At 41.4% G+C, this 26,998-nt stretch carries 26 protein-coding genes and 1 tRNA gene; all 27 read right to left on the bottom strand.

Annotation, left to right across the window (positions count from 1 at the left end):
* Positions 1–3: 3 nt before the first annotated feature.
* A complete protein-coding gene (locus HWV03_RS05390) occupies positions 4–729 on the bottom strand; it encodes an RNA polymerase sigma factor FliA (protein WP_211678825.1) in 726 nt (241 codons plus the stop codon).
* Position 730: 1 nt separating this feature from the next.
* A complete protein-coding gene (locus HWV03_RS05385) occupies positions 731–1,606 on the bottom strand; it encodes a MinD/ParA family protein (RefSeq protein WP_211678824.1) in 876 nt (291 codons plus the stop codon).
* A gap of 2 nt (positions 1,607–1,608) precedes the next feature.
* The gene (flhF, locus tag HWV03_RS05380) at positions 1,609–3,105 is read right to left on the bottom strand and encodes a flagellar biosynthesis protein FlhF (RefSeq protein WP_211678823.1); all 1,497 of its coding nucleotides are present in this window, start codon (positions 3,103–3,105) and stop codon (positions 1,609–1,611) included.
* A gap of 46 nt (positions 3,106–3,151) precedes the next feature.
* Complete coding sequence (gene flhA, locus HWV03_RS05375; protein WP_211678822.1) at positions 3,152–5,251, bottom strand: flagellar biosynthesis protein FlhA; 2,100 nt, start codon at positions 5,249–5,251, stop codon at positions 3,152–3,154.
* Positions 5,252–5,340: 89 nt separating this feature from the next.
* Positions 5,341–6,471, bottom strand: a complete 1,131-nt coding sequence (gene flhB, locus HWV03_RS05370; RefSeq protein WP_211678821.1) for a flagellar biosynthesis protein FlhB — start codon at positions 6,469–6,471, stop codon at positions 5,341–5,343.
* 35 nt (positions 6,472–6,506) lie between these two features.
* On the bottom strand, positions 6,507–7,292 hold the full coding sequence (fliR, locus tag HWV03_RS05365) for a flagellar biosynthetic protein FliR (protein WP_211678820.1): 786 nt from the start codon (positions 7,290–7,292) through the stop codon (positions 6,507–6,509).
* Positions 7,293–7,295: 3 nt separating this feature from the next.
* Complete coding sequence (gene fliQ / locus HWV03_RS05360; protein WP_075471620.1) at positions 7,296–7,565, bottom strand: flagellar biosynthesis protein FliQ; 270 nt, start codon at positions 7,563–7,565, stop codon at positions 7,296–7,298.
* A 78-nt stretch (positions 7,566–7,643) separates the two neighbouring features.
* Positions 7,644–8,390, bottom strand: coding sequence for a flagellar type III secretion system pore protein FliP (gene fliP, locus HWV03_RS05355; protein ID WP_211674415.1), 747 nt, complete (start codon positions 8,388–8,390; stop codon positions 7,644–7,646).
* Complete coding sequence (gene fliO / locus HWV03_RS05350; RefSeq protein WP_211678819.1) at positions 8,380–8,703, bottom strand: flagellar biosynthetic protein FliO; 324 nt, start codon at positions 8,701–8,703, stop codon at positions 8,380–8,382. Before fliO ends, fliP begins: the two co-directional genes overlap by 11 nt.
* A 1-nt stretch (position 8,704) precedes the next feature.
* Complete coding sequence (gene fliN, locus HWV03_RS05345; protein ID WP_211674413.1) at positions 8,705–9,088, bottom strand: flagellar motor switch protein FliN; 384 nt, start codon at positions 9,086–9,088, stop codon at positions 8,705–8,707.
* Between the two features lie 9 nt (positions 9,089–9,097).
* Entirely contained in the window at positions 9,098–10,144 is a 1,047-nt protein-coding gene (gene fliM, locus HWV03_RS05340; protein ID WP_211678818.1) for a flagellar motor switch protein FliM, read from the bottom strand.
* A 7-nt stretch (positions 10,145–10,151) separates the two neighbouring features.
* Entirely contained in the window at positions 10,152–10,661 is a 510-nt protein-coding gene (fliL, locus tag HWV03_RS05335; protein ID WP_211678817.1) for a flagellar basal body-associated protein FliL, read from the bottom strand.
* Between the two features lie 54 nt (positions 10,662–10,715).
* Positions 10,716–12,281, bottom strand: coding sequence for a flagellar hook-length control protein FliK (locus tag HWV03_RS05330; protein ID WP_211678816.1), 1,566 nt, complete (start codon positions 12,279–12,281; stop codon positions 10,716–10,718).
* Positions 12,282–12,351: 70 nt separating this feature from the next.
* A complete protein-coding gene (gene fliJ / locus HWV03_RS05325) occupies positions 12,352–12,798 on the bottom strand; it encodes a flagellar export protein FliJ (RefSeq protein ID WP_211678815.1) in 447 nt (148 codons plus the stop codon).
* 18 nt (positions 12,799–12,816) lie between these two features.
* A complete protein-coding gene (gene fliI, locus HWV03_RS05320; protein ID WP_211678814.1) occupies positions 12,817–14,154 on the bottom strand; it encodes a flagellar protein export ATPase FliI in 1,338 nt (445 codons plus the stop codon).
* On the bottom strand, positions 14,154–14,954 hold the full coding sequence (locus HWV03_RS05315; RefSeq protein WP_211678813.1) for a flagellar assembly protein FliH: 801 nt from the start codon (positions 14,952–14,954) through the stop codon (positions 14,154–14,156). Before HWV03_RS05315 ends, fliI begins: the two co-directional genes overlap by 1 nt.
* Positions 14,955–14,981: 27 nt before the next feature.
* Positions 14,982–16,025 (bottom strand): flagellar motor switch protein FliG, encoded by a 1,044-nt coding sequence (gene fliG / locus HWV03_RS05310; RefSeq protein ID WP_211678812.1) that lies wholly within the window; start codon positions 16,023–16,025, stop codon positions 14,982–14,984.
* Complete coding sequence (gene fliF, locus HWV03_RS05305; protein ID WP_211678811.1) at positions 16,018–17,727, bottom strand: flagellar basal-body MS-ring/collar protein FliF; 1,710 nt, start codon at positions 17,725–17,727, stop codon at positions 16,018–16,020. Before fliF ends, fliG begins: the two co-directional genes overlap by 8 nt.
* Before the next feature lie 22 nt (positions 17,728–17,749).
* The gene (gene fliE / locus HWV03_RS05300) at positions 17,750–18,079 is read right to left on the bottom strand and encodes a flagellar hook-basal body complex protein FliE (protein WP_211678810.1); all 330 of its coding nucleotides are present in this window, start codon (positions 18,077–18,079) and stop codon (positions 17,750–17,752) included.
* 121 nt (positions 18,080–18,200) lie between these two features.
* Positions 18,201–19,592: a sigma-54-dependent transcriptional regulator gene (locus HWV03_RS05295; RefSeq protein WP_211678809.1), complete on the bottom strand. Its 1,392-nt coding sequence runs from the start codon at positions 19,590–19,592 to the stop codon at positions 18,201–18,203.
* A gap of 4 nt (positions 19,593–19,596) precedes the next feature.
* On the bottom strand, positions 19,597–20,652 hold the full coding sequence (locus tag HWV03_RS05290; RefSeq protein WP_211678808.1) for a sensor histidine kinase: 1,056 nt from the start codon (positions 20,650–20,652) through the stop codon (positions 19,597–19,599).
* A 167-nt stretch (positions 20,653–20,819) separates the two neighbouring features.
* Positions 20,820–22,289 (bottom strand): sigma-54 dependent transcriptional regulator, encoded by a 1,470-nt coding sequence (locus tag HWV03_RS05285; protein WP_211678807.1) that lies wholly within the window; start codon positions 22,287–22,289, stop codon positions 20,820–20,822.
* A gap of 271 nt (positions 22,290–22,560) precedes the next feature.
* Positions 22,561–23,496, bottom strand: coding sequence for a protein translocase subunit SecF (gene secF, locus HWV03_RS05280; protein WP_211678806.1), 936 nt, complete (start codon positions 23,494–23,496; stop codon positions 22,561–22,563).
* Positions 23,496–25,334, bottom strand: coding sequence for a protein translocase subunit SecD (secD, locus tag HWV03_RS05275; RefSeq protein ID WP_211678805.1), 1,839 nt, complete (start codon positions 25,332–25,334; stop codon positions 23,496–23,498). The genes secF and secD overlap by 1 nt, the downstream gene beginning before the upstream one ends.
* Positions 25,335–25,607: 273 nt before the next feature.
* Entirely contained in the window at positions 25,608–26,081 is a 474-nt protein-coding gene (locus tag HWV03_RS05270) for a hypothetical protein (protein ID WP_255547084.1), read from the bottom strand.
* Positions 26,082–26,205: 124 nt separating this feature from the next.
* Positions 26,206–26,291: transfer RNA gene (locus HWV03_RS05265), tRNA-Leu, on the bottom strand.
* 137 nt (positions 26,292–26,428) lie between these two features.
* Positions 26,429–26,977 carry a prepilin-type N-terminal cleavage/methylation domain-containing protein gene (locus tag HWV03_RS05260; RefSeq protein ID WP_211678804.1) on the bottom strand — a complete coding sequence of 183 codons (549 nt, stop codon included), beginning with the start codon at positions 26,975–26,977 and terminating at the stop codon, positions 26,429–26,431.
* Positions 26,978–26,998: the final 21 nt, after the last annotated feature.

Raw genomic sequence — 26,998 nt, 5'->3', positions numbered from 1 at the left:
AACTTAGTCATCTAACCAAGCATGCATGCGCGCTTTCACTCGATGCATCGCTTGGCTGTGTATTTGACTCACACGAGACTCGCTGACACTGAGTACTTCCCCGATCTCTCTTAGATTTAACTCTTCATCGTAATAAAGCGATAAGACTAAGCTTTCTCTTTCGGGTAGTGTTTTAATGCAGTTTGCTAATGCTTGCTGAAAACGTAGCTCAGAAAAATCAGCACAAGGAGTGCTTGATTTTCCTTCGTAAATTGAATAGGCATCTTCATTACTCGCGGTCAAATCTTCGACCGCCAATATATGCCCACTATTAACATCCATCAACATACTATGGTAGTCAGTCAGGTTTACGCCTAATTCTTCAGCAACATCCGTATCTTTTGCATCCGTACCCGTTTGTTTTTCGATACGGTCAATGGCAGCAGCAATATCACGGCCATTTTTATGCACCGATCTTGGGACCCAATCCCCACGTCTCATTTCATCAATCATTGAGCCGCGGATACGAATACCAGCATAAGTTTCAAAGCTAGCGCCTTTAGAGCCATCAAAGTTGCGCGCAGCATCCAGTAATCCAATCATACCCGACTGGATTAAATCATCTAACTGAACACTCGGCGGCAAACGGAGAAGCAAGTGATGGGCAATTCGTTTTACTAAAAAACCGAATTGCTCAACAGCATGACTCTGTTGCGACTGGATGTTGCTGTAAGCGGATGCCTTATTCACTTCAATCTTCTACCCTAGCTTTGTTTTCAAACAGGTTCTCAATGAAGAACTCCAAATGACCGCCGACTTTATTCGGTACTGGCCAAGTTGCAGCTCGACTTGCTAACGCTCTAAACGCCAATGAAGCGGGCGCTTTTGGAAATGCTTCTACAACCACTTTCTGTTTACGAACGGCTTGACGAACACTGTTATCAAACGGAATACAAGCAACAAGCTCTAATGTTGCATCTAAAAATCGGTCCGTTACACGTGTCAATTTAGTAAATAATTCTTGGCCTTCACGTAAACTACGCACCATATTGGCCACAATTTTAAAACGATGAACACCGTGTTCTTTTGATAATAACTTAATTAACGCATAAGCATCCGTGATAGATGTCGGTTCATCGCAAACCACCATTAAAATGTCTTGTGACGCGCGACAAAAACTTAATACCATGTCCGAAATACCGGCGGCGGTATCAACCAGTAATACATCAATAGGTGTTTTCAATTCAGCAAAAGCACGAATTAGACCCGCGTGCTCTTGTACTGATAATTCAACCATCGAACGCGTACCAGATGTTGCCGGTGCGATTAAGATCCCATTCGGACCTTCAATCAAAATATCATCTAATGTACATTCACCCGAAATAACGTGAGAAATATTTTTATGTACGCGTAAACCGAGTAAAACATCGACATTTGCCAACCCAAGATCGGCATCTAAAACCATGACTCGCTTACCTTGGGCCGCGAGTGATACTGCCATGTTCAGTGTTACGTTAGTTTTACCTACGCCACCTTTACCACCTGAAACGGCAATGACTTTAACTTTTTTGTTATTACTCATTTGTCTTAGACCACTTGCTTGATCGAAAAAAATATTTTTATTCATTACTATTTATCATCGCCTAACCAAAAATGCGTATCGTTTTGTTCTTCTAGCGTATCTCTGTTAAATACAGTACGAACTAATTGCTGTGCATTGGCTGAGTCTATATCTTCAGGAACCCTTTGCCCATTTGTTATATATGCAATCGGTAGTTCATGTTGTATTAGTACACTTAAAATCTCACCTAAGCTTAAACTTTCATCCACTTTACTTAAAATACAGCCCGCTAACGGAATATGATGAAAATGCTCTAATGTTTCTTGTACAACCCTACGCTGCGCAGTTGCAGGGACAACCAAATAGTTACGAATCACGACTTTTTCATTATTAACTAATGTATCTAACTGTTCGGATAAACGCTTGTCACGCTGTCCCATCCCGGCAGTATCAATCAAGACTAAACGTTTACTTCTTAACTGATACAAGTATTGTGCCAACTCTGCTTCATCACGGGCAACCTTAACAACACACCCCATAATACGCCCGTAAGTCGCCAATTGTTCGTGAGCACCAATACGATATGTATCAGTAGTAATCAACGCAACATTCTCTGAGCCATGCAACATGGCAAATTTTGCCGCTAATTTGGCGATAGTTGTCGTTTTTCCCACGCCGGTTGGGCCAACTAATGCAACAGCACCACCTTTACCCAAAATATCATCTTGCGCAATGAGCACACTGTCCGTCAGTAACGCTTCGATCTGATCCCAAGCCGACTCAATCGAACAGTTTTCAGCCACACAGTTAGCGAGTTGGTCTGCAACCTCTTCGGTAAAACCAATCTTAACAAGATGTTTGATCAACATAGCACGAATAGGTTCATTACGTTCAACTTCCTGCCACTGTAATCCTGAGACTTGGTGCTCAAGCAACTTTCGAATTGAGGCAAGCTCAGCCTTCATCGCACTCATGTCTTGTTGGTTGTCACTTTTCGGTGTAGTCGACTCAAACTGCTTATAACCAGCTTGTTGAGAAGAGCGCGCCATACCATCACGCATTTCATTTTGTTCTGCGAGTGTCGCCGGAGCAGTATTTGGGCGTTCAGCAAAGCGACGAGCGACCGGTTTCTTTAAAAAACTGGTATCCCAATTATTTTTTTCACGCGTATTATCATCGTTATTGATTGCTTGTGACATTTGCTGTTTATGTTCTTGCTGACGTGCCAATAAGCTCGCTAATGAGTCATTTGGCGCGACGGGTCGCTCTGGTTCTGCTTGCTGTGACAGTTCATTATTCATTAATTTTTTGAAGTTGAATTTAGATGCCGATAAATTGACGGAGTCTTCAGAAAGTTGACGTTCTGATTTATTTGCTACAGTTTTTGGTTCGCTTACTTTTTCAGGTGCGACAGGCTTACTTTCAGAGAAATCCACAGCAGCAACTATTTCAATGCCACCGGTGACCTTTTTGTTAGACATAATAACAGCGTCGGGGCCAAGAACCTCTTTGACCTCAGCCAATGCCGCTCGCATATCTTTGGCAAAAAAGCGCTTTATTTTCAACTTAACATCCTTAGTTCTGTTCGCTACTTAAATTTTTATTTACGTGTTATTGACCAACAACACTGACAATTCGAATCTGTTTATCATCAGGTACTTCTTGATATGATAATACGCGTAATGAGGGTATTGAGTATTTCACAAATTTCGCTAATGTTGACCTTAATACCCCAGAGGTAAGTAAGATCGCCGGTTGTCCCGCTAATTCTTGATTTTGTGCCACCTCTGTTAATGAAGTTTGCATCCGTTCAGCTAAACCAGGTTCAATACCCGCACCTTCACTACCAGCAGCCTGTAAAGACTGGTGTAATATTTGCTCTAATTCAGGGGCCAGTGTCACGACAGGTAATTCACTGTCGATACCATTTATATCCTGAACAATCATGCGGCGTAAGCTTACACGGCAAGCAGAAATCAACACTTCTGGATCTTGCGTTTTAGTACCATATTCAGCCATTGTTTCAACAATGGTGCGAATATCTCGAATTGGCACGTTATCATGTAATAGCCCTTTCAACACCTTCACAACAACCCCTAACGGTAAAATTTCAGGGACTAAACTTTCGACCAATTTAGGATGTGTTTTCGCTAATACATCTAATAAATTCTGCACTTCTTCATAACCGAGTAATTGCGCAGCATTGTTCAGTAGTAACTGACTCAAGTGTGTCGCAACAACTGTAGCTGAGTCAACAGCTGTATAACCCAAGGTTTGCGCTTGATCACGCTGTTGAGGATTGATCCATAAAGCAGGCAGGCCAAAAGCGGGGTCTATGGTTGAAATACCATCAATCTTGCCATATACCTGACCCGGATTAATGGCTAACTCTTTATCATGGAAAATTTCAATTTCGCCATTTGAAACACCCATAATATTAATACTATAACAATTTGGTGGTAATTCGAGGTTGTCACGAATATGCACTGCGGGCACCAAAAAACCTAATTCTTGAGAAAGCTTCTTACGAACACCTTTAATACGGTTTAATAACTCACCACCTTGGCTCTTATCAACCATGGGAATAAGTCGGTAGCCAACTTCCAGACCGATCGTATCTACGGGTTTAACATCGTCCCAATCGAGATCTTTCTGATCATTCAAACTCGCTTTAATATCTGCATCTTCTGGCATATTGGTTTTCTCTTCTTCACGCTTGGCTGCTGACTTCATTAGCCACCAAGCCCAAGTGCCAGTAAGCACACCAAAACCGATGAAAGCAAGGTGTGGCATACCTGGTACTAGCCCCATTACTGTCATAATGGCAGCAACAACAGCCAATGCCTTTGGATTGGCCACCATTTGGCCCGTGACTTGAGTGCCGAGTTTTTCGTCTTTATTTTGACGGGTAACAATAATAGCTGCAGAAATCGATAAGAGTAGTGACGGTATCTGCGCAACCAGACCATCACCAATAGTCAATAATGTGTAAATTTCACCAGCTTCCGCAAAACTTAAATCATGTTGTGAAATACCAATGATGAGGCCACCGATAATATTAATGAATAAAATCAATAAACCGGCAACCGCATCACCTTTAACAAATTTACTAGCACCGTCCATCGAACCATAAAAATCAGCTTCTTGAGTGACTTCTTCTCGGCGCAATTTAGCTTTATCTTGGTCAATAATACCTGCGTTCAAATCGGCATCAATCGCCATCTGTTTACCCGGCATAGCATCGAGCGTAAAACGCGCACTTACTTCCGAAATACGTCCCGCACCTTTGGTCACCACGGCAAAGTTAATAATCATTAAAATCATAAACACGATGAGACCCACCGCCAAATTCCCACCTATTACAACAGAACCAAAGGCATCGATAACTTGTCCCGCAGCATCACCGCCATTATGCCCTTCTAACAACACCACTCGTGTTGAGGCCACATTCAAGGCTAAGCGTAGTAATGTTGCAATTAACAAAACAGTCGGAAATGCAGCAAAATCAAGTGGTTTATTGACGTATACCGAAACAAGCAGAATTAATAACGATAAAGCGATATTAAAAGAAAAGAATACATCTAATAGGAATGCAGGTATCGGTAACACAACCATGCCGAGTGTAGCTAACACAATTATCGGGGTGCCGATATTTTCTAGCGCAATCGCTCTTTTACCCCATATTTTTGACAGATTTGTTGCTACTTGCATTCCGAGACCTCAAAATTTAATGCTTGATAGTATAAAGCAATAATCATACCGAAGGCAAAATCATTCAGTGCTGAAGTCCACAAATGACACTAATATTTTAGGTCATCAGGAATATCTATGGTTTTTGGTAACGGTTTAGGCCGATTACCTTTACGTTGTTTAAATTGTTCGAGCTGATAAACATAGGCAAGTATCTGTGCTACCGCGATAAATAACCCTTCAGGTATTGGATCATCAATCTCAGTAGTATGATAAATAGCACGTGTTAAAGCCGCTGACTCTAAGATTGGTACTTTGTTTTCTTTCGCCATTTCACGAATACGGAATGCCACTTGATCAACACCTTTAGCCACAACTTTAGGTGCCGCGTTACCGGTTTTTTCATATTTTAATGCCACAGAATAATGTGTTGGGTTGGTAATAATCACATCAGCGTCAGGAACATCACCCATCATACGACGTTGCGATACCTCCATCTGCATTTGTCGGATCTTGCCTTTTAACTGTGGATTACCATTCACATCTTTCATTTCATCTTTAACTTCTTGCTTGGTCATCCGTAATTCTTTGGCATGTTTCCAGTATTGGTAAGGCACATCAATCGCGACAATAATAATCAAAGACGCACACAACCAAATAAAAATATCAGTCAAAAGACTCAGCGATTGGATAATCGAAATATGCAATGGCTGGAGACTAAACTCCATAATCTGTAAAAATTGCACTTTTAGCACCAACAAGGCAATCGTCACGACAACCGTAACCTTGGCAATTGATTTAATCAATTCAACCATGGCTTGCGGCCCCATCATTCTTTTAAGACCCGCTTTAGGTGACATTTTTGACGCTTTCGGACGAATAGATTCTCCACTAAAAACCATGCCCCCCATCATAATATTACCAATAATACCGGCAAAAAACCCGGCAATCATAATACCGAACAGAGGCCAAAATAACGGTTTAACACTCGCGCTAACAATTTCGAGCAAGGCATAAGGATTGAATACATCTTCACGGTCAAGTTGAAATAAACGCGTCATGTTAGTCTCAAGCGCACGGGCGAGTGCATCACCAAAAGCAAGGAAAGCGGCACCACTTGCCGTTAGAACTAAGGTCGTCGCGAGTTCTTTCGAACGTACTACCTGACCTTTCTCTCTGGCTTGGGTGAGCTTTTTCTCGGTGGCGTCTTCGGTTTGTTCTTGTCCGTCTTTTTCAGCCATGAGGAAATACCTTTATCCTAATGTGGTGAGCGGCGTTAATACGCACAAGCATTATTGAGCAGCGAACAAATCAATTCACCCGCTCTCTGCCATTGGGCATTAAAATGAAACATAAAACTTTTTAATGATAAGTAAATAATAAATAAGCCTGCGACCATACCAACCGCGAAACCTAAGCTAAATACGTTTAGTTGCGGTGCAGCTTTGGTCATCACACCAAATGAAAAGTTAATCACGAGCATAGCAACAACCGCAGACAATGACATACTCAATGCAGCAGCAATCATTACCGACATCCAGCCCGCTATTTCATAGTACTGAACTGCCATTAGACCAGACGCGGACACGGGGAGTGTCTCAAAAGATTTAACGACTGTTTCGATCATAAACAAATGACCATTCACAGATAGATAAACCAGAGTGCCTAATAAAATATAGATTTGACCAATAACAGGTGAAGTTTGACCTGATGCAGGATCGGCCATCGCAGCGAAACCTAAACTGGTTTGCATCGCAATAATTTGCCCCGCAATAACAAATGTCTGAATCAGCATGACGGTGACAAAGCCAATCGCAATACCAATCAAACTCTGTTGCAGGATAATCATAAAACTGCCCAAAGAGAACAGTTCGACATTAGGCATAGGTGGTAATACAGGCGCGACCATCACGGTAAGCGCAAGACAGTAAAATAACCGGATCATGGGTGGCGTTGTTTTCGCACCACTGACTATCATGACCATAACCATGCCTGAGAGGCGTGCAAACGGCCAAATATAACTGGCCATAAACGTCATAATATCAGCCGATAGAATCTCCACTAATTAACCTACAACTTGTGGGACTTGGAGCATCATGTTGGTAAAAAATTCCATCAAACGAGCAAAGCCCCAATGCGCACCATAAATGAGTGCCAACAGGGTCGCGATTAAACGTGGTAAGAAACTTAATGTTTGTTCATTAATTGAGGTCGCGGCCTGAAAGACTGATACTACTAAACCGACTAATAACCCAGGAACAACAACCGCACATACCAGCAGTAATACTGTCCATAATGCTTGCCGAAATATATCTACAAAGACTTCAGGTGCCATGATGCTCCCTATTGCTTACTAACAGGCTGATAAGCCGATTGATGAACTTGTATAAGGTCTTGTATATAAAGAGCCTCGTCATAAACCAAAACTAGCCGCAAGCGTGCCCATAATTAAGCTCCAACCATCGACTAACACGAACAGCATAAGCTTAAAAGGTAATGAAATAATCATCGGAGATAACATCATCATACCCATCGCCATCAAAATACTCGCCACTACCAAGTCAATAATCAAAAATGGAATGAACACCATAAATCCAATTTGAAAGGCTGTTTTTAATTCGCTGGTAACAAATGCGGGAATCAATACGCGGAAAGGGACTTCTTCTGGAGAATTAGCTTCAACTTTCGCTATCCGCATGAAGGTATCAATATCGGTCACCCGGGTTTGTGCCAACATGAATTGTTGCATTGGTAGCTTAGCCTGTTCAAAAGCTTGCATCGAGGTCAGTTCTTCGCTCAAATAAGGCTGTAGCGCATTGTCATTAATACGCTCAAATACTGGCGTCATAATGAAAAAGGACAGGAATAAAGTGATACCGACTAATACCTGATTAGAGGGGCTTTGTTGTAACCCTAATGCTTGGCGTAAAATAGACAGTACAATGATGATGCGGGTAAAAGAGGTCATCATGATAAGCGCAGCTGGTATAAAACTCAGCGCCGTCATCATGGCTAAAATTTGTAATGACACCGAATATTCCTGTGAGCCATCACTGTTTGTGATCACTTTCACCGCCGACATAACGGAGTTATCAGCCCATGCTACAGACGTGAAGAAGAGCAGGAACAACGACAGTAATACCGTAAACTTATTTTTCATTATGCTGTTTCATCATCTGGGCTAATTTAGTAGCAAATGGGTTGAGTTCTGGTTGGCTATTTTCCAGTGGTTGTTCAAGTTCTTTAAGCAGATTGATTTGTTGCCCTGTCACGCCGAGTAGTACTTGTTCTGTACCCACTTGTACGACCATGATACGTTCTTTAGGCCCTAATGGTAATGTTGCGACAACGTTTAGCTGTTGATGATTACTGCCAAATACACGCGCCTTTTTAGCCAAGAAAGCGAGCATTACGATAACCGCAATAACCACAAACAATGATAATAGCCATTGCAGCATATCGATATCGTTCATATTATTTAAGCTTTTTAATTCGTTCGGTTTGACTGATAACGTCAGTTAAACGAATACCAAATTTATCATTGACGACAACGACTTCACCGTGGGCAATCAATGTACCGTTAACCATGACATCGAGCGGTTCACCCGCAATGCGATCGAGTTCAACAACAGAGCCTTGGTTTAACTGTAATAAATTACGAATACTAATTTTACTACGACCAACTTCCATTGATATCACAACCGGAATATCAAGAATACTATCTAGCTTTTGTTGTTGTTCCGCCGAGAATGGAACCTCATCATTGTTAAAGTCTTCTAATTCAGCGGCCTCAACAGTACTTTGTTCAGCCATCGCTGCAGCCCAATCATTCGCCATCTGATCTTGATCTGTACTCATTTAAATACCTTATTTATCGTCATTTTTATCACCTAAATTCAATAACCCACCACGTAATGCAACGTGGTCAATCTCTGATTTAGTTAAATTACTTACTTTTAACTTTTTACTAATCTTAACCGCAACGTTATCTTTATTTCGGCCAAGTTTGGCTTTATAACTCGGTAAATCCTCAATAAAAACGGTAAGGTCCTCTGGCATATCAACCGGGATGATATCCCCCGCTTTCAATTCCATTATCTGCCTTAATGAAAGCTCAGTTTCAAGTAATCTTGTACTTAACTCTACCGGAACATCTAAAATTTCTTCTTGTAATGCCGAGCTCCAACGTTCATCAGTATCCTCTTTATCACTTTGCACACCTGCATCGAGCAACTCACGAATCGGTTCGAGCATAGAATACGGCATGGTAATATGGAAATCACCGCCACCGCCATCAAGCTCGATATGGAATGAACTCACCACCACAACTTCGGTTGGGCTTACAATATTTGCCATTGCCGGGTTGACTTCAGAATCAAGATATTCAAATTCCGCATCCATGACCGGTGCCCATGCCTCGTGATAATCTTCAAAAACAATCTTTAATAGCATTTGAATAATACGGCGTTCGGTTGGGGTAAATTCACGACCTTCAATTTTGGCATGATAACGACCATCACCACCAAAAAAGTTTTCAACCAAAATAAACACTAACCGTGCTTCCATGGTGACTAACGCCGTTCCTTTTAATGGACGAAAACGGACCATGTTTAAACTGGTTGGTACGAATAATGTGTGAACATACTCACCGAACTTCAGCATCTGTACGCCATTAATGGACACTTCGGCAGTACGACGCATCATATTAAATAGGCTGATCCGCATGTGCCGTGCGAAACGTTCATTAACCAACTCCAACGTAGGCATTCGCCCACGCACAATACGGTCTTGCGATGAAAAGTCAAAATCGACAATATTGCCACTCTCTTCTACGGTGTCAAATTCATCTTCTTCAACATCATCAACACCGTGTAATAGCGCGTCAATCTCGTCTTGGCTTAATAAATCACTCACACATAACCTACTGCATTACAAAACCAGAAAACAGGATCTTTTCAACAACCCCTTTCCCAGTATATTTAATCAAAATTTCATTCACACTCGCCAATGAATCTGAACGCAATAATTCTTTGCCTTCATATGTAGCGAGCTGCTGCTCTGTTGTTGCGCTAAAAACTTGCAACAAGGTACTTTCAATTAAAGGAACATTGGTCTTAGCTAATTCTTGATTGTCACTACCGCGTACCATTAATTGAACTTTAATCTGCACTAAGCGTTCGCGCTTTAATCCTATAATATTAAAAACAAAAGGACGTGGCATGGCAACATAATATGCCGTTTCAGTTACACCTCTATCAACACTTTCAGTCATAGATTCTACGTTATCGGAGGGGGCTCTATCATCACCACTTAAAAAGAAAAACGCCGCGCCAGCCCCTACAAGCATTAATATTAAAATCACCGCGATAATAATGATTTTTTTATTACCTTTACTTTTATCGTCTATTTTCAAATCGTTGTCGTCAGCCATTATCGTCCTTAAATCGAATTTTATATTACGCTAAATAAATGCTAATCAAACTGTTTAGGCGTAAAAGTCTACCCCTTTAGCCGAGTCTTGCCAATACTGAGTAGTAACAGGGACTTCAGTCTGTGAATCTATCGTATAATTCGCTTCGTTATTGCTATTTTTTTGTCCATGTTCTTGTCTTGACTGTTGAAATGCAGATTGCTGCTGCCCACTGTCTGCTTGCACTTGCGTCTCACCTAATGTCATGCCCTGTTGCTGTAACATTTCTCGTAATCGCGGCATTTGTTGTTCAAGTAAATCACGGCTTTGGTTATTCTGCGCTTGAATTGTCACATTTATTTGATCGTTTTGCACAACCAATTTAACATTCATACTGCCTAATTCTGCTGGGTCTAAGCGGATTGTCGCTGTTTGTAATTCTTTACCTGCCATAATAGCGATTTTTTCATTTAATTCCGAAGTCGCGAGATTGTTATTAAGATTAACCCGTTTCTCTAATACTTGTTGTTCAGCGTCCGTTAATATCGGCGTCTTTACCAAGGTACGTGTGGTTTGGTCTAACGGCTCTTGCTTACGTGCTGATTCCATAATTTGCGCAAAATCTAATTGCTCAATAGGTTCAGATGATGTCATATCCAGCTGTTCTAGTGCTGAACTATTACTCTCTGTTACTGCACTGCTGATCCCTGCGGCTATGCCACTAGCTTGACCAAAAGGTGTATTTTTCGCCAACTCTATTTCGCTAACACCCGTGGCTAAGTTTGCTTTTCCAGCGCCACCTAAGAGTTCACGGTCAAGTGTCCCATCACCATTAACTAAATCACCCGTAGCGAATAAATCGCCTTTCGTAAATCGAGGGTTATTGTCAGTAAGGCCTGCGACTGTCGACATACCGACTAACGTTGACGCTGTGATAGTATCTGTTGAGATTATTGAATCTGTTGAACCTGCTGAATCTGTTGGCTCTATAGATAGCTCGCTCGTTTGCAATACTGGTTTCAGTTCATTATTACTAACATCGAGCGTACCTGCCACGCGACTATCGGGCGTGGATAAGTCAGTTATACTCACGGGACCTGGTGAGGCAATATTCGCCTCCTTTGCCTGTAAAGGCAATATATTACCGTTAGGTTTACCTTGAACATATGTCCCAGCGTCACTCGCAGTATTACTTTGTAACAGCATCGATGATTGATCGAGACGCGCCAAAAAGTCATCACTACTTTCATTTTTCAGCAAGCTGTCATCTTGGCTTATTACATTTAAGTCATCGCCAACGATTGCTTCAGCTTCATCAGCGTTATCTATCAGCCCAGCGACAAGACCATCATCAAGACTCGCAACAGTACCTGGTTCAGCACTCGGTACAGAACTATCCGCCGCACTATCTGCCGCTATATTCTCAGCGCTATCAATGGCTGTTTGCCCGACGATAACATCTGTTTGATTATCGCTACTAAAGAGAGAAAATAGTTTAGAAAAGCTACTTTCAGGCGTATTCAACTCTCCATCACTCGCCATATCGTCAGCTGTATCGCCTTTGACATTAAGCGCTTGCGATTTATTATTCGTCGCCTGTATATCAGTCATCGCAGTTGATTTATGTAGAGAGAAAGTCATCGTTCAAGCCTAAATATCATCAATAGAAGTTATAGCGAAACAATGCAAAATTCACGCCAGATTAATCGTATTATCGGTTATTCTTACGCTTGAAGTATTGGAAGTTAGAAAATTCATCAAGATCTTTTTGCTCGCGTCGCTGTTCGACAAGCTGTGCAGCGGCTTTGCGTTTATCTAATAATAAACCCAGCGCATCACGCTTCTTACGAATTTCCATCCAATCCGAGTGCTTGCTCTTAACTGTCTGTTGGATATTATCGAGTGCTTGTTTCTGCTCAAATTCAGCTAATTCTAGTTTTTTCATAAAGTTATGATAATGCGCATAACTACTACCTGAGATACCTTCTTCCCCACGTTCAGTGAATTGCTGTAAATATTGTTTACGGTAATCACTTAATTGCTGCATTTGACTATGGTAACGCTCAGCATCTTGTTGGATCAGCGCATAAGCTCTCGCGGCGTGTTTTTCTTGCTCTTCAAGTTGCTGATAGACCCGTTGTAGCGCTGTATTAGACATTATATTGACACTGTTTCATTATAAGGTTGCCACGCCGAGATGCGGCGCGATAGCAGCAAGCATTTCTTCACATTGTGAGAAAGGAATAACTTCTTTCATACCTTGCTGTAAAAATTGGTCCATTGCTGGTTTTAAGCGAATAGCGCGATCAATTTTTGCATCCGCACCTTGGTTATAAGCGCCAATCGAAACCAAGTCTTTGTTCTGTTGATATAGCGAGTAAGCTTGCTTGAATCCGCGAGCGGCAGCTTGATGAAAATCAGTCGTCACCATCGGCATAACACGGCTAATAGATTTTTCAATATCAATCGCAGGATAGTGCCCCGCATCTGTTAACTCTCGAGACAATACGATATGCCCATCAAGAATGGCGCGTGACGCATCTGCAATAGGGTCTTGTAAATCATCACCTTCGGTTAATACGGTAAAGAATGCGGTAATCGAACCTTGCTCGTCACTACCGTTACCGGCACGCTCTACCAGCTGTGGCAATTTTGCAAATACTGACGGTGGATAACCTTTCGTTGCCGGTGGCTCACCGACCGCTAAAGCAATTTCACGCTGTGCTTGCGCAAAACGAGTCAATGAATCCATTAACAGTAATACGTTCAACCCTTGATCACGGAAGTATTCCGCTAACGCCAATGAAGTTTCACAGCCTTTTAGACGCATCAACGGCGAGGCATCTGCTGGAGCAGCAACGACAACAGAGCGTGCAAGCCCTTCTTCACCGAGGATCTCTTCAATAAATTCTTTTACTTCTCGGCCACGCTCACCGATCAAGCCAACGATTACAACATCCGCAGTTGAACCGCGAGTCATCATACCTAACAGCACACTCTTACCCACACCGGAACCAGCGAAAAGCCCCATACGCTGACCTTGACCAACGGTAAGCATCGCATTGATGGCTTTAACACCCACATCAAGTGGTCGTGAGATTTTTTTACGCGCCAGCGGATTAATACGCTTGGCAGTAAAAGACGTAGTTTGTCCGGTAATGATCTCGCCTTTACCGTCAATCGGCTTACCAACACCATCTAATACACGCCCAAGTAGTTCCATACCAACAGGAATACCTTGCGTCTCATTTAGTGGCGTCACTTTTGCGCCAGGAATAATACCTATCACTTGCTCACTGGGCATTAAAAATAATTTATCGCCATCAAAGCCGACAACCTCAGCATCCATCAGGCCATTGTCAGTTTCAACAGAGCACAAACTGCCAATCGCAGCCCGGCAACCAATCGCTTCCAGTGTTAAACCAACCACGCGAGTAAGCTTACCTGCAACGGTTGGCTTATTCGCCAGAGAGTCAGTTTTCAATTGTTGTAATCGAGTCAGTAATTCCGTCATTATGCACCCGGTTTATTGGTAATAAGGAACTGACGCATCATCTGTTTTATACGTTGTTCCATTAACAATTCAACCGAAGATACGTCGTTATTAATAACCAAGTCACCTTGTTTCATCATCGGTTCTGAAATTAATACCCAATCACGCTTTACGCACTCTTCAACAGAATAGTATTCATTGATCACCGCTAAATCATCAGGATGTAATGTTATGGTAATTTTTTGTTCAAGCACAGGTAAAGCATCCAACGCGAGCTTTAATGTCTGCAGTAATATATCGTGATTAAACGTAACTTCGGTCTTAATTAATTCTTCTGCTAAACCTGTTGCTACGCGAATTAATTCGTTTTCAACTTCACTATTTACCGCGGCAAGAGGTGTATGCATTTGCGTTTGCAATTGTTCCCAAGCCAAAGCCTTATCAACAATTTGTTGCTGGCCATCAGCTAAGCCTTGCGCTAGACCTTGCGCCAAACCGTCGGTTTCACCTTTGCTAAGACCGTCAGCTGTACCGCTCGTGAGTCCATCTTGATAACCCAATTCTTTACCTTCATTGTAACCGTCGTCATATGCAGCTTGGCGTATTGCATCAAGTTCTTCTGCCGTCATAGGCTGAGGTTCAACGTCTTCAACCTGTTCACCTGTAACAAGCTTACCTTCATACCAATCAGATTTCATACCAAGCGCATTGGTATTTAATGCGGCAGCTTGAGTCTGTTCAAAATCCGGTAAATACCAATCCTCAATTTGATGGTCACTACTATCAAGTGGTGAAAACGTTGATTTTAAAGACTCTGTCATTCCACTTTACCATTAATAATCATGCAATTATAAGAAATCATCGCCACCACCTCCGCCTAACATAATTTCACCACTATCCGCTAAGCGACGCGCGATTGATAAGATCTCTTTCTGCGCAGACTCCACTTCGCTAACACGAATTGGTCCCATAGCTTCCAGATCATCTTCCAGAATTTCAACTTGGCGTTTCGACATATTCTTAAAGATCTTATCTTTAAGCTGATCGTCGGCACCTTTAAGTGCTTTTTGTAATTGTTCTTGTGCTACTTCACGCAGTAGTGCTTGAATACCACGATCATCAACATCAATCAGATTTTCAAACACAAACATAAGGTCTTGGATCTGCTGACTAATCTCTTCATCAGACTCACGAATAGCATCCATTAATTGGCCTTCGATATTGGTATCGAGGTAATTCATAATATTTGCGGCTGCTTTCAGACCACCCATCTTCGCGGCTTGAGCGCCAGATTGACCAGCAAACTGTTTCTCCATGATCTCGTTTAATTCATGCAGAGCTGCGGGCTGTACTTCTTCTAGATTAGCAATACGCATCATTAAATCAATACGCACCTTATCTTGGAATTGCGATAAAATTTCAGCTGACTGTTCAGGTTCTAAATAAGATAATACAATAGTTTGGATCTGCGGATGCTCATTATGAATGATACTAGCTACCTGACGTGCATCCATCCATTTCAATGAATCGAGACCTTTAGCGCCACTACCCATAATAATTTGATCAACCAGATTACCGGCTTTGTCAGCACCCAGCGCGGCTGTTAATGCATTTCGAACGAAGTCTTCGCTGCCCACACCAATATTAGTGAACTTTTGAATGTCATCAATAAACGCACGGTGCACACCCGCTACTTTCACCTGAGAAAAATCTTTCATGGATGCCATTGCCATACCCAAGCGCTGCACTTGTTTCGGCTCTAACTGGCGGAAAATAATGGCAGCATCTTGTTCATTTAAACTCAACATTAAGATCGCAGAACGCTCAATACCAGTTAAGGTTGTTGCATCGAACTTTGGCGTTGTCGCTACTTGTTTATTAGAATCAGGCATCTTCTATCATCCATTCTTTAATTACTAATGCAGTTAAGTCAGGTTCGTTAGCAACCAGTGCACGAACCGCTTCTAACAAATCTTCGTCTTTGTGTAAGTTCGGTAATTGTAAATGACCTCTGCGCATTGCAAAGTCGGTATCCACATCGGTATCGGCAGTAAGCAATTGCATATCTTCGTCATTTTCAATCGCACTGATACCTAAATCTAAATCTTCTACTTTTTCTTCCGGTTCGTTGTTAATTAAGCGTTTAATCATAGGACGAATAATCGCCATGATTAATATCACAATGACGATTAAGCTAGCAGCAATACGTACGGCACGCCAGAACCATTCTTCTTCCCAAATTGGAAGTTCAGCCATCGCAGCCAATTCAGGGCGATTAAATGGGATAGCAACCACCTCAAGAGCATCACCTCGGTTAACATTAAAGCCCACGCCACCTTGTAAAACACGACGGATATTGGCGAGTTCAGCTTGACTACGAGGTTCCCTCACCAGTGTTCCATCGGCTCCTGTACTATTGATGTAATCTATCGCAACAGACACACTTAAGCGCCGAATAACACCGGTTTGTGATTTAGTGTGACTGATTGTTGTATCAAGTTCATAATTTCGCGTTGATTCTTTTTGAGATTGACCAATAGGACGAGCTGCGGCATTCTCTCCAGCTGCCTCTTCAGGTATATCCGCGTCTAGTGGTGGTTGATTGGTTAATGCCCCCGGAATACCTTGACTATCATTACCAATCGATTGACGCTCTAATAACATTTCACTGCGTATTGCAGGTAAATCGGGATTAAAACGTTTTTGTGTTTGCTCTGTAACACTAAAGTCCATTGATACATCAACTTCAGCGGTATAATTACTGACACCTAAGATAGGGATAAGTATAGAATCTATTTTATCTCGGTACTCACGTTCATGATTTTGTACAATTTCAAATTCACGTCGACCTTTTGCAGCCATCATGTCTTGACTGCCCGAGTTCAGCAAGCGGCCATTTTGATCAGTCAAGGTTACGCGGGTGGGTTCTAAGCCTTGAACAGCAGAAGCAACCAATTGCACCATAGCATCAATATTTTCTTGCGAGATTGCGTTGCTGTTACGTACCGTTAATACAACTGTTGCACTGGGCTTCTTGTCGCGCTTAGCAAACACATTTTCTTTTGGGATGGCTAATAATACTTGTGCCTTTGATACATGTTTAAATTCTGTTAATGCCCGTGATATTTGACGTTCACGACCCAATTTTAAACGTTCTCGTTCGACACGCTGGCTGACACCAAAGCCCATATCTTTCATCAAAATATCGTCACCTTCTAATTCTGCAGTGACGAGTCCTGAGCGACGTAATCGTAATTTAATGTCTTGATACTGCTCAGCAGGAACAGAGATCGTATCACCATTAATTTTATATTCTATTTTCTGTTGGTCTAAAAATTCGAGGGTTTCAATGAGTTCAACCGTTTGATACGTACCTAAAGGACGCATTTCAGGCTCTTTGCCCCAGAGTAAAATAAATACCACTAAGGTTAGCGAGATCGCTAATGCTAAGATTAGGATGATTTGACGTAAGATATCGGCATTAGTGAAAAAACCAAATGCTGAGCTTTTTTGCTCATTTTCATCTAGTTGCGCTAAATCATTACCCATATCGTCATTACTTACGATACCTGTATTTGAAGCTATGTCAGCCACAGAGTTACTCCTTTACCCGAGATTAAACAGGCATACTCATTATTTCTTTATAAGATTCGATCAATTTGTTACGAACCTGTACCGTAGCATCGAATGCTATCCCCGATTTTTGCGATGCTATCATAACATCACTTAGGGACACACTGCGATCACCTTGATCGAAACGGGTGCGTAAATCACCAGTATTTTGCTGTAATCCGTTAACACTATCCATTGCTTGCTGCAACATATCACCAAAATTGGCAGATGTTGTGGTTGGCGCTTTTACCGCGGTAGGATCTGCTTCAAATTTAGTCGCCTGTAACGACATGCTTTGCATTTCGGAGTAGAGATTATTGGCTGCGATATTCATTGATTATCCTCGTTGTCATATTTTTGACCTACCTTGAGAGAAGCAATTAACATGCCAACAAAAAAAAGACCGTAACTTCAATTAATTACGGCCTTTTTATAACGATTGTTTTTATAAATAGTTATGCAGGGATTTCGATGCCTTGTTCTCGCATTTTCGCTAATTTATAGCGCAATGTACGTGGACTGATACCCAATTTTTCTGAAACGTTTTTACGCACGCCATTACAGCCAATCAAGGTTTCCAAAATAATTTGATACTCTTGTTGACGTAATTCATTACCTAAAGGCTCGTTGGGTTGATTAATACTGCGCACAGGGATTTCCGATTTAATATGTAGCTGTGGCACTTGAGCAATCGGCGCTATGACTTGAAAATCTGCGGCAGTAAAATCTTCTAAAATAAGATCTGCATCTTTTATTTTCCCATCAACCGCTAAAATCATAGCGCGTTGGATCACGTTGTCCAATTCACGTACATTACCCGGCCAATGATAAATCTGTAACTTCGCCTTCGCGCAGTTAAGTAATTCTAACGTTGGAATATTATTTTGTTTGCAGTGTAATTTTAATAAATGTTCCGCAATCGGTAAAATATCACCTTTACGCTCAGTTAACGGTAGCCAAGCTAATGGGAATACATTTAAGCGATAATATAAATCTTCTCTGAAATCACCATTCGAGACAGCTTGTTTCATATTACGGTTACTGGTAGCAATGACTCGTATATTAAGTTTAATGGTTTTACGGCTACCTAAGCGCTCAACTTCACGCTCTTGCAATACCCGTAATAATTTAACTTGCAACGATAAGTCCATTTCCGAGATCTCATCCAGTAAAATGGTACCGTTTTGTGCTTGCTCAAATTTTCCTGGGCATGCTTGTATCGCGCCAGTAAATGCGCCTTTTTCATAACCAAACAGTGTTGCTTCTAACATATTATCTGGGATAGCCGCACAGTTAATAGCCACAAATGGACCGTCATAACGCAGTGAATTATCATGAATATAACGTGATAGCACTTCTTTACCCGTTCCACTTGGACCTGTCACCATGACCGTTGCATCTGATTTAGCCACTTTACGCGCCAAACTTAATAGTTGCTCTGTTTTCTCATCACCGTAACAAGGTGTGCGCTTAGCTATTTTTTGTGGTGGTACATAACGACCAACCTGATTAATCAATACTTCTGGAGAGAAAGGTTTACCAATGTAGTCAACTGCACCATTACGCATTGCCGTTACCGCATCATCTACTTTGGCATAAGCCGTCATTAACAATACCGGTAAATCGGGGTGTTTTTGTTTAATATTATGCAGTAAAGTTAATCCCGTCATGCCACCCATTTGAATATCACTCACGACCATATCATAGGTTTTTTTACCTAATGCAATCAGTGCACTTTCACCGCTATCAACTTCATCGCACTCATAACCAGCCATTAATAAGGTATCAACTAAGGCTTCACGAAGACCTAAATCATCTTCAACTACAAGAATTTGAGAATGGGACATACTATTATCCACCTATTACCATTGGTTGAGGTTCTGCTACGCGATGTAGCGGTACGATTATACTAAAACGACTTCCTTCACCGACAGTTGAGTTCAACTCTAAACTGCCATGGTGCGCTTTCACCACACTTTGTACAACAGCAAGGCCAAGACCCGTGCCCTGTGATTTGGTGGTAAAGAAAGGTTCTAAGATTTTTGCTTGCATGAGCGTCGAGATCCCGGGACCATCATCAGATACCACAATTGCGACTTTGTCATCACCGGAGCGGACTGCAGAAATAGCGAGGTTAGCCCCTTGACCACAAGCGTGTAATGCATTTTGTATCAAATTGCCAATCGCACTAGAAAGTGCATTACGATTAGCTAGAATTAATAAATCGGGTTCGGGTAGTGTCACTTGCATGTTGCTACCAGTCTGCAACATCATAGCTTCGCTGCCCGCTTGCACTTGAATTAATAAGTTCTGCAGTGAAATCTCTTCAACCACTAAATCTTTGCCGGTACGTGCAAATAGCAGCATGTCATTAACTTGGTTTTCCAAATCATTAAGCCGTTCAATAAGTTTACTTTGAAAACGTTTCTTTGATGCTGGCGGGAGATTCGGGTTGGCTAGATTAGATCCATATAATAATGCCGCTGATAATGGCGTGCGGATCTGGTGTGCTAATGACGCTACCATTCGCCCCAATGACGACAACTGTTTCATATGACTGACACGCTCTTGTAAATGACGTGTATACGTTAAGTCTGTCAACATTATTAACTGACCAGGCTGCGTGCCAAGTGTCGTGATCGAAAGTTGAACTTTACAGCCATTCTTTAATGAAATTTCATGTCCGTCATCTTCTTTAGGGGTAAACGCACGTTGAATGACATCCATCCAACGTGAATCGATCAATGGTTCACCAAGTAATTGCACAGCAACTTTATTGACTTCAATAACCATACCGTTGCCATCAAGAATAACCAACCCTGACGGCAATGCTTCTACTAACTTTTCACTACGATTTTTGTGTGCTCGTAGTTCTGCTAATTCGCCGGGATAAGATTCTTGTACCATGGTAGCACTCCGCTAAAAAATTGACTCGCACCTAACGATGCATTTAGTGTGCCAATAATTAAAGGGGCGTAAACCATTGTATATATAAAGAAAAAAGCCCAACATCACGTTGAGCTTTCTCGTTTGTTTTATCAAGGATAAGTAAATCTATACTTGGTTACATTTATTTAGGCTTCTTTCTGTAATCCATACTTACGCATTTTTTCAACCAATGTCGTTCTACGCATGCCAAGTTGATCTGCAGCTCGGGCGACAACGTGCGCTTGTTGATCAAGGGCTTGTTTAATCATGTCTATTTCGAATTCGGCCAGCATCTCTTTCAGATTAACGCCGCGTTCAGGCAAACTATTTGGCATCGAGAAGAAACCATCTTCTTGTGATTCTTCTTCTATATCGGCAAAAATATCATCATTAAACATTGCAGATATTGCATCACGCTCAGCTAATTCACTCGGTAACTCTGAACTAATGCTCTGACTTTCACCATCATCGTTATAACGGTATTTAGCAGGTAACTCACCAATATCAACAATATTACCAGCCGTCATGATCAGTAAACGTTCGATCAAATTCGATAATTCACGTACATTACCCGGCCATGAATGTTGCATTAACGATTCCATTGCCCGTTGCGTAAATAAGATTGTCGCATCACGCTCTGCTTCGTGTCGGCGTAATAACTCTTGGATCAGTAATGGTATATCATCAGGGCGCTCACGCAATGCAGGGCTTTCAATTGGGAATACATTCAGACGGTAATAAAGATCTTCACGAAATTCGCCATCAAGGATCATTTTCTCTAAATTACGGTGTGTTGCAGCAATAACCCTTACATCAGCTTTAATTGCTTTACTGCCACCCACGCGTTCAAAAACTCGCTCTTGTAAAACACGTAATAATTTCACTTGCATTGGCTGCGGCATATCACCGATTTCATCAAGGAATAAAGTACCACCACTTGCGAGTTCAAAGCGTCCTTTACGTGCTGAAAACGCGCCCGTAAACGCACCTTTTTCATGACCAAATAATTCACTTTCTAATAATTCAGCCGGGATCGCACCACAGTTAACAGGAACAAATGGGCCGTGATTACGTGATGATGCATCATGGATTGAACGGGCAATAACTTCTTTACCCGTACCTGATTCACCGAGAACTAAAACATTAGCACCCTTAGTCGCAACTTGAGTAATCAAATGGCGAACACTTTGAATCGCATCACCACGCCCTACTAACTGTTTAATTAATGCTTTTGAGGCCGAGGTTGATTGACCTAACTTACTCGTAACACATTGGCGATAAGATTGACAACGCCCGAGTAAAAGTGTCAGCTGGTGATAGGAAAAAGGATGTTCGATATGACCGATTAAATTACCTTGCTTTGATGCTGTTTCCTGTGTACCAAACGTCAAAAATGGATTCATTGGGTTAGCATCAAGTAACGCAAATAGTTCCTTTTCTGAATACCTATCTGAAGACACGATAACACTATTTGCAGCAAGATCGATCTTTGCACTAATGTCGATGTGAGAGTCATAACTCTGCCACCCTTCTCCAAGAAAGGACAATATCGTTTCTAAATTTTGTCTCCGTTCAATATTTTCATCAATTACAAAAACTGACTTAGTAGTATCCATATTACTGCCTACGCTAAACTTTACTCAAACTTAAATAAACCACAGTTAACCTACTGTTAAATAGTGTCAAAAACTAACCGACGCCAATTTATTGACATAGCTATAGTACACATTCCTAAATCAAGATGAAACAACGGTAGGGGTTAATTAGAAGTTAGAGTAAAAATAGTCTGTGCTATATCACATTATCTACATATTGATCTGTTTATCATAGATAAACGCGCAGGATTAACAAACCCACGCGCTCAAATTACCTACAATAATAAATGTATTAGTCTTCGTAACCCCCCTTTTTCAACTCAACGACCTGATAATGTCGGGCATTTAACCCCCAGAATTCAGGTAACGTAGTCGAAACAGCAATCGATGACCATGTACCGACAATTAAACCAATGAACATCGCAACAGAGAATCCATTCAAAGGTTCGCCCCCAAGTAACCACAATGCCGAGACCGTCATTAAGGTTGTTCCAGATGTTACCATTGTGCGCGATAGAGTTGCCCCAATAGCATCATTATTCACATCAGCAATTGCTAAATTAGGCTTAAGAATAAGTAACTCGCGGATACGATCCCCAATAATAATAGAATCATTTAATGAATAACCGATAATCGCCAATATCGCCGCAAATACCGTCAAGTTAAACTCGAGTTGTAATGCAGCAAACACCCCAAGTACAAATAATACATCGTGCAGCAAGGCAAATAATGCACCCGACGCTAAACGCCATTCAAAGCGATAACTTAAATACGCCATGATACACAACATCGAGACTAAGATCGCTAGGCCACCTTGTTCCGCTAACTCTTGTCCAACTTGAGATCCGACAATACTGGTGTTTAGTACTTGAATATTTGTTGATAATGGCGCGAGTACCTCTGTGATATCCGGAATACCTATGCCAGTCGTAGGTTCCGCGTAGCGTAAGATCCATCGACCCATCTCCCCCCCTTCAATAACATTAACATTTTGGTTCAATGCCGATTGTAATAAAGGCGAGATCTCACTCATTGTAATCGTTGGATCCATCTGCACTTCAGTAATAACACCACCAGTGAAGTCAACTCCCCAATTCAGTCCATTAATACTAAGAAATGCTATCGCAACAAGCATAAAAACCACTGATACAGCACTGCTGATATAACGTAATTGACTGTAGTTATTACTCTTTTTTTTGTTACTATTGTTTATATTGATAGTCATCATTATACCTTCAAGTCATGACGAGTATCACGACCCCATAATTTATTAATTAATGCACGTGATACCAAGATGCCTGTAAACATACTGGTTAAGATACCTAAGCCCAGCGTTAAAGCGAATCCTTGCACGGGTCCCCTGCCAACCGAATACAGTACAACCGCAATAATTAAGGTGGTTATATTGGCATCAAGAATCGTAGCAAATGCACTATCAAAACCACAGTCAATGGCTTGTGCAAAACTACGTCCTTCTCGTAATTTATCTCGAATACGCTCAAACACCAGTACATTTGTATCGACGGCCATACCAACAGTAAGCACTAACCCTGCAATACCCGGTAGCGTTAATACAGCACCTGGGATCAAAGCTAATAAACCAAATAAAATAATAATATTGGCAATGAGCGCGATATTTGCAACCCAGCCTAGACGACGATACCACAGCGCCATAAATACCAAGGTTAAACCCAGCCCGAGCGCTAATGCTGAGAAGCCATTTTGAATATTATCGGCCCCCAGTGAAGGACCTATCGTTCTTTCTTCAACAATAGTCACAGGTGCAGTTAACGACCCTGCACGTAGCAACAATGCAAGCTCTTGTGCATCAGCCATATTGCCAGCACCCGTGATTCTAAATTGACTGCCTAGCTGGGCTTGAATAGTAGCAACACTAATAATGTTGTTGGTCTTTTTAGTGGAACCATCCGCGTTACGACTGTACTCACTGTAAAGCGTTGCCATCGGCTTACCAATATTATGCTTGGTAAAACTCGACATTTTTTTACCACCCGCGTTATCTAACGTAATATTAACTTCTGCAGCCCCTATTTCACCAACACTGGCTCGAGCATCAATAATATGTTCACCACCCAAAATAGCATCACGCGCAATGCGGATTGGAATACCATCGTTATTGTTAACCAGCATGCTGCCACTGCGCACGGTTTCAAGTTCGTGGAATGCTAGGCTCGCGGTTGCACCTATCACATTTTTTGCCGTCGCAGGATCTTGCACACCGGGTAATTCAATACGGATACGATGCTCACCTTGGCGCTGAACCATCGCTTCAGTAATACCTAACTCTGCGATACGACTACGCATAGTTTGCAAGTTTTGCTGCACTGTCAGGTTAATGATGTCGGTCTTTTCAGTTTGCGGAATACCCACCTCTACCAATAACCCCGAACTCTGAGTTACTTTCCATTGCGGATAGTTGTTGTGCATTAATTTCAACAATGTGACTTTTGCTTCATCGGTGGGCAAGTTCAGTTGCAAACTATTATTATGATTAATGCTAATTCGAACACCTCGAAACCCTTCCTCACGAAAATCAGTGCGTAGGTTATCTACCAATTGCTGTGCTCTGATATTGAATACCGGTTCCATATCAACATCTAGCAAGAACTGCACACCACCACGTAGATCTAAACCTAATTTGATTGGCTTCAACCCCATACTCTGTAACCAAGACGGCGCAGCAGAAACGAGTGCTAAAGTAATATCATCATCTGCTGGCAATGTGGCTTCGAGTATCGCCTTAGCACGTGTTTGAGTGCTTAAGTCTGTTAACACTATCGTGGTTTTATCCATGTCTTGATCGATACGTTTTACCGCAATATTACTTCCTTCTAGTGTCTGCTTAAGCACGTGAAGAGCGGGTTGTTGGTCTTGTTTATGGTTAATTTGCAGTGCCGGATCTTCACCATATATAGTAGGGATCGCACTTAATAGCATAATTAAGACAGTACAGATTAAAACCACATACTTCCAACCTGCATAATGGTTAAGTCGTTTACGTTGAACTTTTGAATTTGTTATTTTTGTCATTTGATAGCAGTCCATCAATGCCAAGCTTTACATAAAGACCATTTATATACTGTTTTCTGTATATAAATGGTGCGTTATATAAGTACCGTTTATAAAAATAAAGCGGTGGCATATAGGTGATTAACTCGCTTATAACTCGCTGACAATAGGACCATTAAAAACGCTATTTACAGTACGTTTGCACTATTTGCAATACCATATACGGCGCTATTTATAGAACTCTTTAGGGAATATAAGCAGATAATAAAGGCAACAAAAAAGCAGTGTGATTAATACTTACATTTTTGTCTAAACAAATGTAATAACAGCAGGATACTGACGGTGGGAATATAAAAGATTACTGTCTTTCCAGCCCGATAGTCGAGACTTAGAACACGATATCTGAGTCAACCAATGTTGATAAAAATTAATATTAACCGCATAGCCAATCACAAAAGACGGCGATGGTGGAATAGATAATTCAATCTCTATCTGATAGTCCGGTTCAGGATTATTTAACAGTAATCGACCAGCACTGGTATAACGAGAGGTTTCCGTTAAAGCAAATTCATAAGCATGAATTGGTAATGATACAGAAGGTTGTTCTGATTCAGCGAGATCTTGGTAAGCAATACCCGCTTCATTTGCATTTACAAGTAAAGAGGCTGGTGCTAATAACGGTTTTGATGATATCGCTAATTCTGTGTATGTGTCAGCCTGAGAATTAAAGCCCATAACCATAACAAACAACAGAGTAAAATAGCGCATCAACCGAAGTAGCATAGAAGATAAATAACCATAAAGGATAATTAGATATCATAATCACTCGAGTTTAAAGATACAAGGATTATTTTAAATGCCAGAAAGCAAAAAAGGCTTACCGTTAAGGTAAGCCTTTTTCTAAATTTGGTGCCCGAGGCCGGAATTGAACCGGCACGCCTATTAAGCGAGGGATTTTAAATCCCTTGTGTCTACCGATTTCACCACTCGGGCTGAGTGATAAACTGTTAAGCTGCTGCCTAACCGGATATGCGCTTACTTTACCGTATTCTAAATATGAGTCAATGAAAACCTTTGCATAGATATCATATGGTTGAAAATAAATCCAATATGCTTATTATCACAACGATTTAACAATCGGCACTGTGCACTGTTATTATATTCTTACGTGTTTCAGCCGCGTTTTCATATTCGACATAACATTTAAAATTATGATTTGTTATCTCAGAACGTTCATTTTCCCAACTCCTAGGAATAATTTTCAACGTGGTTCCTTCAACAAAAACAAACTGACTATCACTTAAGCCCATTGCAGGTTTAAAATGAGTATCTTCTTCACCTTGATAAAATGGATAGCTATCGCGGATAAACAGCTTTGAGCCATCGGCCATGAAAATATAATAATATCCCTTAGTGACACTCCAATTATTATGCCCATCACAACCAAAAGTACACTCACCTGCGGCTGGAATATTATCAACCAGCGCCTTAAGATGCGCTATCTGACTTTGCTCTTCCAATTGCGCAGCAATACTAGATAATGTAACTACCTTCCCATCGCGGTGAACGTGCATGAAGCTAGGTAACGCTACCGCGGCTAAAGCAGCCAATATGATCACGGCAACGATCAATTCTATTAATGTAAAACCCGTACTACCTTTATATCTTTTGGCTTTCACTTTTACCACCCAAGTTGACTA

Origin of the sequence: Moritella sp. 36 (assembly GCF_018219415.1) — a bacterium.
In the GTDB taxonomy this organism is placed as follows: domain Bacteria; phylum Pseudomonadota; class Gammaproteobacteria; order Enterobacterales; family Moritellaceae; genus Moritella.
The sequence above is the reverse complement of the archived record's forward strand: the minus strand, read 5'-3'. Positions and strand labels throughout refer to the sequence as shown.

Bases quoted from the DNA above. Each gene is read 5' to 3' on its own strand.
- HWV03_RS05385 (WP_211678824.1), bottom strand. From the start codon at position 1,606: ATGAATAAAAATATTTTTTTCGATCAAGCAAGTGGTCTAAGACAAATG.
- flhA (WP_211678822.1), bottom strand. From the start codon at position 5,251: ATGCAAGTAGCAACAAATCTGTCAAAAATATGGGGTAAAAGAGCGATT.
- flhB (WP_211678821.1), bottom strand. From the start codon at position 6,471: ATGGCTGAAAAAGACGGACAAGAACAAACCGAAGACGCCACCGAGAAA.
- fliQ (WP_075471620.1), bottom strand. From the start codon at position 7,565: ATGGCACCTGAAGTCTTTGTAGATATATTTCGGCAAGCATTATGGACA.
- fliP (WP_211674415.1), bottom strand. From the start codon at position 8,390: ATGAAAAATAAGTTTACGGTATTACTGTCGTTGTTCCTGCTCTTCTTC.
- fliO (WP_211678819.1), bottom strand. From the start codon at position 8,703: ATGAACGATATCGATATGCTGCAATGGCTATTATCATTGTTTGTGGTT.
- fliN (WP_211674413.1), bottom strand. From the start codon at position 9,088: ATGAGTACAGATCAAGATCAGATGGCGAATGATTGGGCTGCAGCGATG.
- fliL (WP_211678817.1), bottom strand. From the start codon at position 10,661: ATGGCTGACGACAACGATTTGAAAATAGACGATAAAAGTAAAGGTAAT.
- HWV03_RS05330 (WP_211678816.1), bottom strand. From the start codon at position 12,281: ATGACTTTCTCTCTACATAAATCAACTGCGATGACTGATATACAGGCG.
- fliJ (WP_211678815.1), bottom strand. From the start codon at position 12,798: ATGTCTAATACAGCGCTACAACGGGTCTATCAGCAACTTGAAGAGCAA.
- fliI (WP_211678814.1), bottom strand. From the start codon at position 14,154: ATGACGGAATTACTGACTCGATTACAACAATTGAAAACTGACTCTCTG.
- HWV03_RS05315 (WP_211678813.1), bottom strand. From the start codon at position 14,954: ATGACAGAGTCTTTAAAATCAACGTTTTCACCACTTGATAGTAGTGAC.
- fliG (WP_211678812.1), bottom strand. From the start codon at position 16,025: ATGCCTGATTCTAATAAACAAGTAGCGACAACGCCAAAGTTCGATGCA.
- fliE (WP_211678810.1), bottom strand. From the start codon at position 18,079: ATGAATATCGCAGCCAATAATCTCTACTCCGAAATGCAAAGCATGTCG.
- HWV03_RS05295 (WP_211678809.1), bottom strand. From the start codon at position 19,592: ATGTCCCATTCTCAAATTCTTGTAGTTGAAGATGATTTAGGTCTTCGT.
- HWV03_RS05290 (WP_211678808.1), bottom strand. From the start codon at position 20,652: ATGGTACAAGAATCTTATCCCGGCGAATTAGCAGAACTACGAGCACAC.
- HWV03_RS05285 (WP_211678807.1), bottom strand. From the start codon at position 22,289: ATGGATACTACTAAGTCAGTTTTTGTAATTGATGAAAATATTGAACGG.
- secF (WP_211678806.1), bottom strand. From the start codon at position 23,496: ATGATGACTATCAATATAAACAATAGTAACAAAAAAAAGAGTAATAAC.
- secD (WP_211678805.1), bottom strand. From the start codon at position 25,334: ATGGACTGCTATCAAATGACAAAAATAACAAATTCAAAAGTTCAACGT.
- HWV03_RS05270 (WP_255547084.1), bottom strand. From the start codon at position 26,081: ATGCTACTTCGGTTGATGCGCTATTTTACTCTGTTGTTTGTTATGGTT.